Source organism: Microbacterium sp. (assembly GCF_029263575.1).
Taxonomy (GTDB): Bacteria; Actinomycetota; Actinomycetes; order Actinomycetales; family Microbacteriaceae; genus Microbacterium.
The window spans coordinates 1-13,647 of the sequence record NZ_JAJUFV010000024.1 but is presented as its reverse complement, the minus strand read 5'-3'; the positions used below and the strand labels follow the sequence as shown (position 1 = coordinate 13,647).

Annotated in this window: 11 protein-coding genes; 10 read left to right on the top strand and 1 reads right to left on the bottom strand. The window is 62.8% G+C overall.

Annotated features, from left to right (window positions below; all coding sequences use genetic code 11):
* Positions 1–2: 2 nt before the first annotated feature.
* Positions 3–140: a 50S ribosomal protein L34 gene (gene rpmH / locus Q1J95_RS04265; protein WP_055952712.1), complete on the bottom strand. Its 138-nt coding sequence runs from the start codon at positions 138–140 to the stop codon at positions 3–5.
* Positions 141–461: 321 nt separating this feature from the next.
* Between rpmH and dnaA the strand changes: the two genes are divergently transcribed.
* The 10 genes from dnaA (at position 462) to Q1J95_RS04215 (ending at position 13,525) form a co-directional block, all read left to right on the top strand.
* Complete coding sequence (dnaA, locus tag Q1J95_RS04260) at positions 462–1,853, top strand: chromosomal replication initiator protein DnaA (RefSeq protein ID WP_300266043.1); 1,392 nt, start codon at positions 462–464, stop codon at positions 1,851–1,853.
* Between the two features lie 443 nt (positions 1,854–2,296).
* Positions 2,297–3,439 (top strand): DNA polymerase III subunit beta, encoded by a 1,143-nt coding sequence (dnaN, locus tag Q1J95_RS04255; RefSeq protein WP_300266042.1) that lies wholly within the window; start codon positions 2,297–2,299, stop codon positions 3,437–3,439.
* A gap of 65 nt (positions 3,440–3,504) precedes the next feature.
* Positions 3,505–4,719, top strand: a complete 1,215-nt coding sequence (recF, locus tag Q1J95_RS04250) for a DNA replication/repair protein RecF (protein ID WP_300266040.1) — start codon at positions 3,505–3,507, stop codon at positions 4,717–4,719.
* Positions 4,712–5,197 carry a DciA family protein gene (locus Q1J95_RS04245; RefSeq protein ID WP_300266038.1) on the top strand — a complete coding sequence of 162 codons (486 nt, stop codon included), beginning with the start codon at positions 4,712–4,714 and terminating at the stop codon, positions 5,195–5,197. The genes recF and Q1J95_RS04245 overlap by 8 nt, the downstream gene beginning before the upstream one ends.
* A gap of 119 nt (positions 5,198–5,316) precedes the next feature.
* Positions 5,317–7,362 (top strand): DNA topoisomerase (ATP-hydrolyzing) subunit B, encoded by a 2,046-nt coding sequence (gene gyrB, locus Q1J95_RS04240; RefSeq protein WP_300266036.1) that lies wholly within the window; start codon positions 5,317–5,319, stop codon positions 7,360–7,362.
* A 58-nt stretch (positions 7,363–7,420) separates the two neighbouring features.
* Positions 7,421–9,964: a DNA gyrase subunit A gene (gene gyrA, locus Q1J95_RS04235; RefSeq protein WP_300266035.1), complete on the top strand. Its 2,544-nt coding sequence runs from the start codon at positions 7,421–7,423 to the stop codon at positions 9,962–9,964.
* Complete coding sequence (locus Q1J95_RS04230; protein WP_300266034.1) at positions 9,961–10,365, top strand: DUF3566 domain-containing protein; 405 nt, start codon at positions 9,961–9,963, stop codon at positions 10,363–10,365. Before gyrA ends, Q1J95_RS04230 begins: the two co-directional genes overlap by 4 nt.
* Before the next feature lie 89 nt (positions 10,366–10,454).
* Positions 10,455–11,744: a sensor histidine kinase gene (locus Q1J95_RS04225; protein ID WP_300266033.1), complete on the top strand. Its 1,290-nt coding sequence runs from the start codon at positions 10,455–10,457 to the stop codon at positions 11,742–11,744.
* Positions 11,732–12,415, top strand: coding sequence for a response regulator transcription factor (locus Q1J95_RS04220; RefSeq protein WP_300266032.1), 684 nt, complete (start codon positions 11,732–11,734; stop codon positions 12,413–12,415). Before Q1J95_RS04225 ends, Q1J95_RS04220 begins: the two co-directional genes overlap by 13 nt.
* 21 nt (positions 12,416–12,436) lie before the next feature.
* Positions 12,437–13,525 carry a DUF4097 family beta strand repeat-containing protein gene (locus Q1J95_RS04215; protein WP_300266031.1) on the top strand — a complete coding sequence of 363 codons (1,089 nt, stop codon included), beginning with the start codon at positions 12,437–12,439 and terminating at the stop codon, positions 13,523–13,525.
* Positions 13,526–13,647: the final 122 nt, after the last annotated feature.

Here is a 13,647-nt window from a genome sequence, read left to right as displayed (position 1 = left end):
GCTTACGCGGAGAGCTCGGTGCGGCCCTTCGCGCGGCGAGCCGACAGGATGCCACGGCCGGCGCGCGTGCGCATGCGGGCGCGGAAGCCGTGCTTCTTGGCGCGACGACGGTTGTTGGGCTGGAACGTACGCTTGCTCATGGAATCACTCCGGGAACGCTGTCACCGGGGGCTACGACCGGAGACATAGGGAACTGCCCGATTTCGGGCATAAGTCAACCGATTAAGGGTACGTCTTACCAGCGCAGAGGGCAAATCTCCGCGCGACGAGATGACCGAGCACAATCGGTCCGCACAGCAATTATCCACAACCTGCACGTGGGCCGCACATTCGACACACCCCTGATTTTCCGTGGACAGGTTGCCCTTCACAGCTTCGATGACTACCGTGGCATCCGAAGTTATCCACAGGGAGGGAGCGCCTTTTCGGCCCACTCTCCGCGAGTCATTGCCCGGAGCGCCATGTCCTCTCCTGCCCACCCTGACGTTCCGATCTGGGCTCACGTTCTCGACCTGCTCGATCAAGACGATCGTGTCACTCCCCAACTCCAAGGGTTTCTCAGTCTGGCCGTTCCCGCCGGCGTCATGGGCGCGACCATTTATCTCGATGTTCCGAACGACCTCACGGCAGCACAGATTAACAAGCGTCTGCGTGTGCCGATCATGGAAGCGCTGTCGCAGCTGGGAGAAGAGGTCACCTCTTTCCGTGTGGTGGTCAATCATGAGCTCGCCGATCAGCAGCCGGCTCCGACCGCAGTGGCAGATTTCGGTCGTCCCGAAGCCCCACGCGCCGAGGTCCCCACAGATCAGCCGATTCCGATGCGCCACGAATCGCGACTGAACCCGAAGTACACGTTCGACAACTTCGTGATCGGCCAGTCGAATCGGTTCTCGCATGCGGCAGCCGTGGCCGTCGCCGAGGCACCGGCGAAGGCGTACAACCCGCTGTTCATCTACGGCGACTCGGGGCTGGGCAAGACGCACCTTCTCCACGCCATCGGCGACTATGCGCAGTCTCTCTACACCGGAGTGAAGGTTCGCTACGTCTCGAGCGAAGAGTTCACGAACGACTTCATCAACTCGATCGCGAACAACCGCGGGTCAGCGTTCCAGGCCCGTTACCGCGATGTCGACATCCTTCTCATCGATGACATCCAGTTCCTGCAGGGTCGTGCGGAGACGCAGGAGACCTTCTTCCACACCTTCAACACGCTCCACGACCACAACAAGCAGATCGTCATCACCAGTGACGTCGCACCGAAACACCTCACGGGCTTCGAAGATCGGATGCGCAGTCGGTTCGAGTGGGGTCTGATCACCGATGTGCAGGCTCCTGACCTCGAGACCCGCATCGCGATTCTGCGCAAGAAGGCGCAGAGCGAGGCGCTGCACATTCCCGATGAGGTGCTCGAATACATCGCCACGGTCGTGTCATCGAACATCCGCGAACTGGAGGGCGCTCTGATCCGCGTCTCTGCTTTCGCGAGCTTGAACCGCTCCTCACTCGATATCTCACTCGCCCAGACAGTGCTGCGCGACATCATCGACACCGCAGAAGACAACATCATCTCGCCGACCGACATCATCTCGGCGACGGCACAGTACTTCAAGCTCACGGTCGACGATCTCTACGGATCGAGTCGTTCGCAGCAGATCGCGACATCACGACAGATCGCCATGTACCTGTGCCGAGAGCGCACCAACCTCTCCCTGCCGAAGATCGGACAGCTCTTCGGCAATCGCGATCACACGACCGTCATGTATGCGTATAAGAAGATCAGCGACCTGATGAAGGAGCGCCGCTCCATCTACAACCAGGTCACGGAGATCACCACCCAGCTCGGTCGTCGCTGAGACACGACACGCGAGCCAAGAATCCAGGCTTGACAGCACCCGCGCGTCACCAGTTAAATTCGCGATTACACATGTGGATAACTTGTGGATGAAATCGCACGAACTTCTGGACGAATGTGTGCCGATCGCGGCATGCTGTGGATAACTCGGCGATACGCGGGTTTCCTCCACACCCTGATTCCACGCGGATTCCTCACCGATTCCACATCTCACACGCATGTAGTTCCCTACTCGCGACTACTCTCCACCGAGTTATCCACAGATTCCACAGCTGTTAAGAACGTTAAGAAGTTAATCCGTAGAGGGCAGCATCCGATGACCTCCTGGGGAAAACCGGTCGCGAAAAACCAACGTATGGCGCATCGGCTTCGTGGGGATAGCATGGGAAGCCCTGGCTCGCGCTCACCGCGAGTCAGACTCTGTACTACGACGAGGGAGCGCCCGTGAGGTTCCAGGTCAACCGCGATGTATTCAGCGAAGCTGTGTCCTTCGTCGTCAAACTGTTGCCACAGCGCAATCCGCAGCCGATTCTGGCCGGTGTGTTGATCGAAGCCGGCGACGCCGGGCTCACACTGTCGGCTTTTGACTACGAGGCATCCGCCCGCACGACAATCGAGGCAACGGTTGATACTCCGGGTACGATCCTGGTGCACGGCCGGCTTCTCTCCGACATCGCCAGCCGCCTTCCGAACGCTCCGATCGAGATCGCTGTCGAAGACGACGGCGGAATCGCTGTGACGTGCGGTTCGGCACGATTCACTCTCGCGGCCATGCCGGTTGAGGAATATCCGTCGATTCCCGAGGTAACGGGCTCATCTGGTGTCGTTCCTGCCGACGAGTTCGCGACAGCCATCGCGCAGGTCGGTTTCGCCGCGTCGCGTGATGACGTGACTCCTGTGCTCACCGGTGTGCAGCTCGAAGTATCCGGCCAAGATCTGAGCCTGGTGGCGACCGACCGCTACCGCGTTTCGCTGCGTAACGTTCCGTGGGATGGCGAAGCATCCGAACAGACCGCACTTGTCCCGGCGCGAACTCTGACCGAGGTCGGCAAGACCTTCGGTCACACCGGCACGATCGAGGTGGCGTTCTCGGGATCGGGCGATCGCGAGATCATCGCTTTCACATCGGGCAACAAGACTGTGACATCGCTGCTGATCAAGGGGAACTTCCCGCCGGTTCGCCGCCTCTTTCCCGAGCAGACCGATCACTATGCGGTCGTCAACACCGCTGATCTGATCGAAGCGGTTCGCCGTGTGGCGCTCGTGCTCGATCGCGCGGCTCCGTTGCGTTTCACCTTCACGTCGTCGAGCGTGACCATGGACGCCTCGGGCAGTGAGCAGGCGCGAGCGTCCGAGTCGGTCGATGCGCACCTCTCGGGTGGCGATGATGTGACTCTCGGGCTCAACCCGCAGTATCTGATCGAGTCGCTCAGCGCCGTCAAGAGCGAGTTCGTACGGGTGACGTTCACCTCGAGCGACAATGCGAACAAGCTCAGCCCGGTGCTCATCACGAGCCAGACCTCGGTCGACCAGGCCGGCACGGATTCGTTCAAGTACCTGCTGCAGCCCAACCTGCTTCTTCGCTGACCTCTCGATTCATCGGCTCACCCCGGAACCGGGGCGGTGTCTGTTGTCGAAGGTAGGCTGAAACGGTGATCGTCGAGCATCTGAGCCTGGTGGATTTTCGCAATTACGCGACCGCCGAACTCTCGCTCCACCGTGGCCCCAACGTCCTGGTCGGCAAGAACGGCCAGGGAAAGACGAATCTGGCAGAGGCGATCGTCTTTCTGGCGACTCTCGGGTCGCATCGGGTCTCGTCGGATGCTCCGATGGTCAAAGACTCTCGCGATTTCGGGGTGATCCGCGCGCGGCTCTCGGTCGGCTCCCGAAAGGTGTTGACCGAGGTGCAGATCAACCGACAGGGCTCGAACAAGGCACGCATCAACGGCTCCCCATCGAAGACGAGTGAACTTCCGCGCTACGCGCACGTCGTTCTCTTCGCTCCCGAAGATCTGCAGATTGTTCGCGGAGACCCCTCCTCGCGGCGCCGATTCGCCGATCAGCTGCTGATTCAGCGAGCTCCGCGCATGGCTGCGGTGCTGGGTGATTACGACAGGGTGCTGAAGCAGCGCAGCGCGTTGTTGAAGTCGGCCCGTGCGCGCGGCATCCGTGGTGAGGCGCTGACGACTCTCGACGTCTGGGATGACAAACTCGTCGCTCTCGGGTCAGAGATCATCGACGCACGGCTGCGTCTCGCGTCGGACCTGCGCTCTCCCCTGGCCTCGGCATATGCCGCTATTGCCGGCGCCGACCATCAGCCAGAGCTCGAATGGGCGCTGTCGATGCACGGTGGCGACCCCGAAGAGGACGCAGCCGGCACCGCTTTCGATGCAGCTGATCGGTCGTTGAGCCTGTCACGGCGTGCTGAGATGTTCCGCGCGGCTCTGCAAGCCAAGCGCACACAAGAGCTCGATCGCGGAATCACGTTCGTCGGCCCGCATCGCGATGACCTTGTGCTGCGTGTGCGCGGTCTGCCGGTGAAGGGGTACGCCTCACATGGCGAATCGTGGTCGGTGGCACTCGCACTGCGCCTGGCATCCGCCGAACTATTGCGGGCCGAGTCTCCGGCTGGCGATCCGGTTCTGATCCTCGACGATGTGTTCGCCGAGCTCGATGCTGATCGCCGTCAGCGCCTGGCCGACCTGACTGTGGGATACGAACAGGTTCTCGTGACGGCGGCGGTCGAGGCCGACATTCCCGAGCCGCTGCATCGTCACGTCGTGCACATCAGTGACGGCTCTATCTCCGATGACCGCGATCCGGCAGCAGACAGTGAACCAGATACCGATCGTGGTCGCGATGAGTGATGACAACGTCCCCGAAACGGTCGCGACCTATTTGCGGCTGCGTGGGCTGAAGCCGAGCTCGAAGTCATGGAAGCGCAAGCGGCGCATCCGCGATGACGATGACAATGCCCCCTTCACTCCCGGGCGGGATCCGGGAGCTCTTGGCAGTGTGCTCGACAAGCTCAGTCGCGACTCAGGCTGGGAGATCACGTTGGCGCGCGAAGATCTCGTTCGCCAGTGGGCCGATCTCGCTGGCGCCGGCACGGCGCAGCACTCCGAACCGGTCTCTTTGGAGAACGGGATGCTGACGGTGAAATGCGATTCGACGGCGTGGGCGAAGAACCTGCAGTTCATGCGTGCGACGATCCTCACCGAGATCACGAACCGGTACCCCGAAGCGGGTGTGGAGAACCTCCGTTTCATCGGGCCGGACGTTCCCTCTTGGAAATGGGGGCCGAGAGCCGTTCCAGGGCGCGGTCCGCGCGATACCTACGGGTAGGGCATCACGCGAGGCATCCGGATCGATTTCAGGGCCACACACGGCCTCTGAGCCAACAATTATCTCGCCAAACCGGCTAGACTGGTGGTTCGAGATATCGATGTGGAGTACGCCCTCTGATGACGCCTGAATCCCCTGCTGACGAGCCAGAAACGACCACAGGGGCAACCCCCGCAGATAACACGCCGTCCGAGTACGGTGCCGCAGATATTCAGATCCTCGAGGGTCTGGAAGCTGTCCGCAAGCGTCCGGGTATGTACATCGGCTCGACGGGGCCACGTGGTCTGCACCACCTGGTCTATGAGATCGTCGACAACTCTGTCGATGAGGCGCTGGCCGGCTATGCCGACAAGATCGTCGTGACGCTGCTCGCCGACGGCGGTGTCAGCGTCGTCGACAATGGCCGTGGTATCCCGGTCGACCCGCACTCGTCTGACCCGAACAAGTCGACCGTCGAGGTCGTGCTCACGATTCTGCACGCCGGCGGTAAGTTCGGTGGCGGCGCCTATGCCGTCTCGGGCGGTCTGCACGGCGTGGGCTCCTCGGTCGTCAACGCGTTGTCGACGCGGTTCGACGTCGAGGTCAAGCAGAAAGGCTTCACCTGGCGCCACAGTTTCGCGAACGGTGGTGAGCCGCAGCAGAAACTCGAAAAGGGCGAGCCGACCGATGAGACGGGTACGGCGATCACCTTCTGGGCGGATGCTGAGATCTTCACCGAGGGTGTCGAGTTCGAATACGACGTGCTCCGCACGCGCTTCCAGCAGATGGCTTTCCTGAACAAGGGATTGCGCATCGAGCTGAAAGACGAGCGCGAGGGCGCGACATACGAGATTGAAGAAGACGGTGCGACCGTCACGAAACAGCGCGCTGACACTTTCTATTACGAGCGCGGTCTGGTCGACTACGTCGAGTATCTGAACCACGTCCGTCACGCCGAGGTCGTCAACGCCGAGATCATCGATTTCGAATCCGAAGACAAAGAGCGCAAGATCTCACTCGAGATCGCGATGCAGTGGACGACGAGTTACACCGAGAACGTCTTCACTTATGCGAACACGATCAACACGCATGAGGGTGGTACGCACGAAGAGGGCTTCCGTGCGGCGCTGACGACACTCGTCAACAAGTACGCCCGCGCGAACAACCTCCTCAAAGAGAAGGACGACAACCTCTCGGGCGATGACGTGCGTGAGGGTCTCACGGCCGTGATCTCGATCAAGCTCGGCGAGCCGCAGTTCGAGGGCCAGACCAAGACGAAGCTCGGCAACACCGAGGCGAAGGCGTTCGTGCAGAAGATCGTCGGCGATCAGCTGGGCGACTGGTTCGAGCGCAACCCGGCCGAGGCGAAGAACATCATTCGCAAGGCGATCGATGCGGCCACGGCTCGGCTTGCGGCACGCAAGGCACGTGAGACGGCGCGCCGCAAGAGTGTCTTCGAGTCGGCTGCGATGCCCGACAAGCTCAAAGACTGCACGAGCAAAGACCCGTCGATCAGCGAGATCTTCCTCGTCGAGGGTGACTCGGCCGGCGGTTCGGCGGTGCAGGGCCGCGACCCGCACACGCAGGCGATCCTGGCGCTTCGAGGAAAGATCCTGAACGTCGAGCGCGCTCGTCTCGACAAGGCCCTGGCCAACAAAGAGGTCCAGGCGATGATCCAGGCCTTCGGCACGGGCATCGGCGAAGACTTCGACATCGAGAAGGCGCGCTATCACAAGATCGTTTTGATGGCGGATGCCGATGTCGACGGCCAGCACATCACGACGCTGTTGCTGACGCTGCTGTTCCGTTACATGCGCGGGCTCATCGAGGCCGGTTTCGTCTATCTGGCGATGCCGCCGCTGTACCGGTTGAAGTGGTCGAACCAGCCGCACGAGTATGTGTATTCGGATGCCGAGCGCGATGCGCTTATGGAACATGGCCTCGCGAACGGCAAGCGTCTTCCGAAGGATTCCGGCGTGCAGCGCTACAAGGGTCTCGGCGAGATGAACGCGAAGGAACTGTGGGAGACCACGATGGATCACAACACCCGCACGCTGCGGCAGGTGACCATCGAGGACGCCGCCAGCGCCGATGAGATTTTCAGCGTGCTGATGGGTGAAGACGTCGAGTCACGACGTGGGTTCATCCAGCGCAACGCCAAGGACGTCCGCTTCCTCGACATCTGATGCTTAGCCAGGCGCAGCGACAGGATGCTTCGACAAGCTCAGCAAACGAAAGAAACACATGACTGACGAAGAACGCCCCGACGTGACTCCCTTCCACGAGCACGGCAAGATCGACCAGGTCGACCTGCAGTCCGAGATGCAGCGCAGCTATCTCGACTACGCGATGGCCGTGATCGTCGGGCGAGCGCTGCCGGATGTGCGCGACGGGCTCAAGCCGGTGCACCGCCGTGTGATCTACGGCATGTACGACGGAGGTTTCCGCCCCGACAAGTCGTTCTCAAAGTGCGCCCGTGTCGTCGGCGAAGTCATGGGTCAGTACCACCCGCATGGCGACTCGGCGATCTATGACGCCCTCGTGCGCCTGGTGCAGCAGTGGTCGATGCGTTACCCGCTCGCGCTCGGGCAGGGAAACTTCGGTTCGCCGGGCAACATGGGTGCGGCCGCCCCGCGTTACACCGAGACCAAGATGGCTCCGCTCGCGCTCGAGATGGTGCGCGACATCGAAGAAGAGACCGTCGATTTCGCTGACAACTATGACGGTCAGACGCAGGAGCCGACGGTTCTGCCCGCTCGTTTCCCGAATCTGCTCGTCAATGGCTCGGTGGGTATCGCGGTCGGTATGGCGACCAACATTCCGCCGCACAATCTGCGGGAGGTGTCGAATGCCGCGCTCTGGGCGCTCGACAACCCCGATCTTCCGCGAGAGGAACTGCTTGAGGGCCTGATCAAACGTGTTCCCGGGCCGGACTTCCCGACGGGTGCGCAGATTCTGGGCTCGAAGGGCATCCATGAGGCATACCGCACGGGCCGTGGTTCGATCACGATGCGTGCCGTGGTCAACATGGAAGAGATTCAGGGCCGCAACTGCCTGGTGATCACCGAGCTCCCTTACCAGGTCAACCCCGACAACCTTGCGGTGAAGATCGGCGACCTTGCGCGTGACGGCAAGATCACCGGCATCGCCGATATTCGCGATGAGACCAGTGACCGCACCGGTCAGCGTCTCGTGGTGGTGTTGAAGCGGGATGCCGTGGCGAAGGTCGTGCTGAACAACCTGTACAAGCACACGCAGCTGCAAGACAACTTCGGCGCGAACATGCTCGCGATCGTCGATGGTGTGCCGCGCACGTTGGCGCTGGATGGTTTCATCACCAACTGGATCGCGCACCAGATCGACGTCATCGTGCGGCGCACGATCTTCCGCCTTCGCAAGGCCGAAGAGCGCATGCATATTCTGCGCGGATACCTCAAGGCGCTGGATGCCCTGGACGAGGTCATCGCGTTGATTCGTCGCTCGTCCACGCCGCAGGACGCGAACGAGGGTCTGCAGAAGCTGCTCGAGATCGATGAGATCCAGGCGGATGCGATTCTGCAGATGCAGCTGCGTCGACTCGCCGCTCTCGAGCGGCAGAAGATTATCGACGAGGCCGAAGAGCTCGAAGCGAAGATCGCCGACTACAAAGACATCATCGCGAAAGAGTCGCGCCAGCGTGCCATCGTCCGCGATGAGCTCGAGGGTATCGTCGAGCGGTTCGGCGACGAGCGCCGCACGCATATCCTCCAGGGTTTCGACGGCGATGTCTCGATGGAAGACCTCATCGCCGAAGAGGAGATGGTCGTGACCGTCACCCGCGACGGGTATCTCAAGCGCACGCGCAGCGACAACTATCGTTCGCAGCACCGTGGCGGCAAGGGTGTCAAGGGTGCGCAGCTTCGCGCCGATGATGTGGTCGAGCACTTCTTCGTGACCACGACGCATCACTGGCTGCTGTTCTTCACCGACAAGGGTCGCGTGTACCGGGCGAAGACCTATGAGGCACCGGAGGCCGGTCGCGATGCCAAGGGCACGCACGTCGCAAACCTGTTGGCGCTGCAACCGGATGAGAGCATCGCTCAGGTGCTCGCGATGCGCGATTACGATGTGGCCGACTATCTCGTGCTCGCCACGCGCGGCGGCGTGGTCAAGAAGACCCGTCTGAGCGATTACGACACGAACCGTCAGGGTGGGGTCATCGCCATCCGTCTGCGCGAGGGTGATGAGCTTGTCAGCGCGCTGCTGGTCGATGCATCCGATGACATTCTTCTCATCAGTCGTCACGGTATGTCGTTACGGTTCAACGCGACCGACCAGGCGCTGCGCCCGATGGGCCGTGCGACCGAGGGTGTGAAGGGGATGAGCTTCCGCGGGGATGACACTCTGCTGTCGGCATCCGTCGCAGGCGAAGACGGGTACGTGTTCGTGGTCACCGATGGCGGCTACGCCAAGCGCACGTCGATCGACGAATACCGGGTGCAGGGACGCGGTGGAATCGGCATCAAGGTCGCCAAACTCAACGACGATCGGGGCACTCTCGCGGGTGGTCTGATCGTGTCGGAGGAGGACGAGGTCTTGGTGGTTCTGTCCAGCGGCAAGGTGGTACGCTCTGCCGTGGCCGAGGTGCCCGCGAAGGGCCGAGACACCATGGGAGTGGTGTTCGCCCGGACCTCTGAGAAGGACCGGATCCTCGCCATCGCCCGAAACAGTGAACGGGTGATCGAAGAAGTCGTGGCCGAGGCTGATCCGGCCGCGCCCGAAGACACACCTGAGGAAACAGACGCATGAGCACCGTAGCCGACAAGCTGGCGAAGAAGTCCACGCGCAAGACCGGTGGCAAGCAGGTCAGACTGCGCCTGGTGTACGTCGACTTCTGGTCGGCTGTGAAGCTGTCTTTCCTGGGCGCTGTCGCACTGGCGATCGTGACCATGGTGTCGTTCTTCTTGATCTACCTGGTGCTGCAGGCGACCGGGATCCTCGTGGATGCTGACGAGTTCATCAGCAACATCACCGACGGGTCGGTCTCGGTGGCGGCGCTGTTGGGTCTGCCGCAGGTGATGGCGTTCGCCGCGGTCATCTCGATTCTGAACCTCATCGTCTTCACCGTTCTCGGCGCCGTTGTCGCCGGCATCTACAACCTCGCCGTGAAGGTCACCGGCGGCCTGCTTGTCGGCTTCATGTCGAACTGACGCTCCGCATCCGACAGTAGGGAAAACCCGAAGCATCCTCTCCGGATGACTCGGTGTCGCCGGGCTTCGCCGCGTCATACCTTTGAAGCATGACGAACCAGACTGCTCCCACTGTCGCGGCCGGCGCCGCCGCGAGTCCGGCGCCGCAGCAGAAACCTCCGCTGCGCCTGTTCCTGACGATTCTGCATCTCGCGGCGTTGGGCGTGCTCGGTGGCGCTGTCTTCGGGATTCTCGCCGCCATGTTCGGAACCGGCCTCGGGCTGCTCTTCGTGTTCGGCATCGGGATCTTCGTTCTGATCGGACTCGTCTACGCGTTCTACGGCATCGGCTGGTTCGAGATCGTCCGCGTCCGCGGGCTCTACGGCCTCGGCATCGCCGACCTCCAGCCGCGTCGCCGACAGCGCCCCGGTTTCGGGGGCTGGCTTCGCTCGGTGGGCCGCCAGAGCATCGACGGTCGGATGTGGCGCGCATTGGCGAGCTTCGCGATCGCGTGCGTGTTCGGTGGGATCGTGCTGCGACTGTTCTGGGGCCTGGTGTGGTCGGCGATCTATTCGTTCACCCCGTTGTTCTCGGATGCCGAGGTCGCCGCCGCGCCGTTCGGAAACACGATCGCCGCCGGATGGGCACCGGTTCTCGGCATCCTCGGTGTCCTCGTTTCGGCGGCGGGCATCATCGGCCTCGCTCTGCTGCATCGCACGATCTCGACGGCGATCGTCGTTCCCAACCGCGAGGCTGAACTCACTGAACGCGTGCGGACGACATCCGCGCAACGTGAGGGTGCCGTGCGCGCCGCCGATGTCGAGCGCACGCGCATCGAGCGCGACCTGCACGACGGCGTTCAGCCGCGGTTGGTCTCGGTCGGCATGACGCTGGGTCTTGCGCAGCAGAAGATCGACAACGACCCGACGGCTGCGAAGCAGCTGATCAACGAGGCGCACACCTCGACCAAGGCCGCCATCACCGAGCTGCGTCAGCTCGCCCGCGGTATCCATGCTTCTGTGCTCGACGATCGTGGGCTGGATGCGGCGCTGTCGGCGCTGGCCAGCCGGTCGCATATTCCGGTGCACCTCGACGTGCGCATGGATGGCCGGTGCAGCAAAGATGCCGAGGCTGCCGTGTACTTCGCCATCGCCGAGTCGCTGACGAACGCCGCCAAGCATTCGCGAGCGAGCGAGACGCGCGTCGTCGTGCGAACCCGGGACGGCAATGTCCTGTGGGCTCGCGTCGAGGACAACGGCATGGGCGGCGCGGTGGTGCAGCCCGGTGGCGGACTCGACGGCATCTCGAATCGCGTGCTCGCCGCCGGCGGGACGATCCGTATCGACAGCCCGCAGGGCGGTCCGACATCCGTGGAGGTGAGCGTGCCATGCGCATCCTGATCTGTGAAGACTCGGTTCTATTGCGTGAGGGTCTGGTGCGCTTGCTCGAGGATGCCGGGCACGAGGTCGTCGCGGCTCTGCCCGACACGGAGGGGCTGACCGAGGCGGTCGCGGCGACCGACCCCGAGCTGTGCATTCTTGACGTGCGGCTTCCCCCGACATTCACCGACGAGGGCATTCGGGCCGCGCTCGGGTTGCGCAACACGCATCCGTCGTTGGCGCTGCTGGTGCTCTCGCAATATGTCGAAGAGCGTTACGCCAGTGATCTGATCGCGGCGCAGGGTGGGCCGCTCGGATATCTGCTCAAAGACAGAGTGGCCGACGTGTCGGAGTTCCTGGCGTCGGTCGAGCGGATCGCCGAGGGCGCATCGGTGCTCGACCCGGAGGTCGTGGCGCAGCTGCTGACGCGGCGTAACCGCGATGATCGGATGCTGCAGCTCACCGAGCGCGAGCGAACGGTGCTGGCGCTGATCGCGGAGGGCAAGTCGAATCAGGCGATCGCAGGGCTGCTGTTCCTCTCCCCCGCAAGTGTCGAGAAGAACATCACGGCCATCTTCCAGAAGCTCGGTTTCGAGCAGGACGAATCGGGCAACCGGCGGGTGCTCGCAGCTCTCGCCCACATCGAGAACTACGGCGGATCCGCGCCGAACGGCACGCAGCCGAAGATCTGAGACACGTACAGGAGCGAGAACATGAACAACGATTCGCAGAACCAGGATCCCCGAAATGCCGGAATGTCGGATGCCGGTGCGCACGGCGGCGCCGCGTCCAGTGGTATCGCGCAGGGCGGTGCTGCGCAGGGCGGTGCCGCGCCGGGCGGTGCCGTGCAGAGTGGTGCCGAACCGCAGGCGACCGGCGGACATGAGGTGCCGCTGACGCCCCCGCCTGTTCCGCCGGTCCCGCCTGCTGCGCCGTCGGCTTCGGCGGCAGCATCCGATCCGACGCCCTCGTCGTCACGGGGAGCCGGTGCGCGGGCCGGGGCAATCGCGATCGCTGCGTTCGGCGGGGTCGCTCTGCTCGGGGCGGGTGGCACGGCGGCGTTCGCGGCGGTGCACGATGTCACGCAGAGTTCCCGGGGAAGCGCCGGGGAAACCCAGACCGTGAACGTCGACGGCATCGAGGGGATCGATATCGACGTCTCGGCAAGTGGCGCGACAGTGCGCTTCGGCGATGTCGACGAGGCGACGCTCGAGATCGACGAGTCGAATGACAGCCGGTGGCGGCTAGAGCGCGATGAGGATGAACTCGTGCTCAGAAATGACGACGACTCGTTCTGGTGGTTCGGTGACGGATGGTTCGGCGAACGCTGGTTCGATTTCGATGAGAGGGTTGTTCTGACGCTTCCGGAAGAGCTGAATGATGAGAGCCTGGATGCGGAGTTCTCCCTCGGCGCCGGCAGCCTCGACGTCGAGGGGATGTTCGACGAGGTCGACATCTCGGTGGGTGCGGGGAGCCTGCGACTGGACGGGGCGGCATCTTCGGTCGAAGCCGACATCCAGGCCGGTCACGCGCGGCTCGATTTGGCCCGGGTCGACGAGGCCGACCTCTCTGTGTCTGCTGGCAAGCTCGAGGCGCGGTTCGCAGAGACCACGCCGCGGTCGGTCGCGATTCGTGTCAGTGCCGGTGAGCTCGACCTGACCGTGCCGGATGAGACCTACAACGTCCGTGAGAACGTCAGCGCCGGCGACCTCGACAACCGGCTCGACACCGCCAGTTCGTCGCGCCACACAATCGAGGTGCGGGTGTCTGCGGGAGACGTGATTCTGCGCCCCGCGGACTGATCGGCTCGATTCGGATTTTCCGTCGATCTCCGGTAAAGTCTTGGAGGTTGACGGGGCTATAGCTCAGGCGGTTAGAGCGCTTCACTGATAATGAAGAGGTCCCAGGTTCAAGTCCTGGTAGC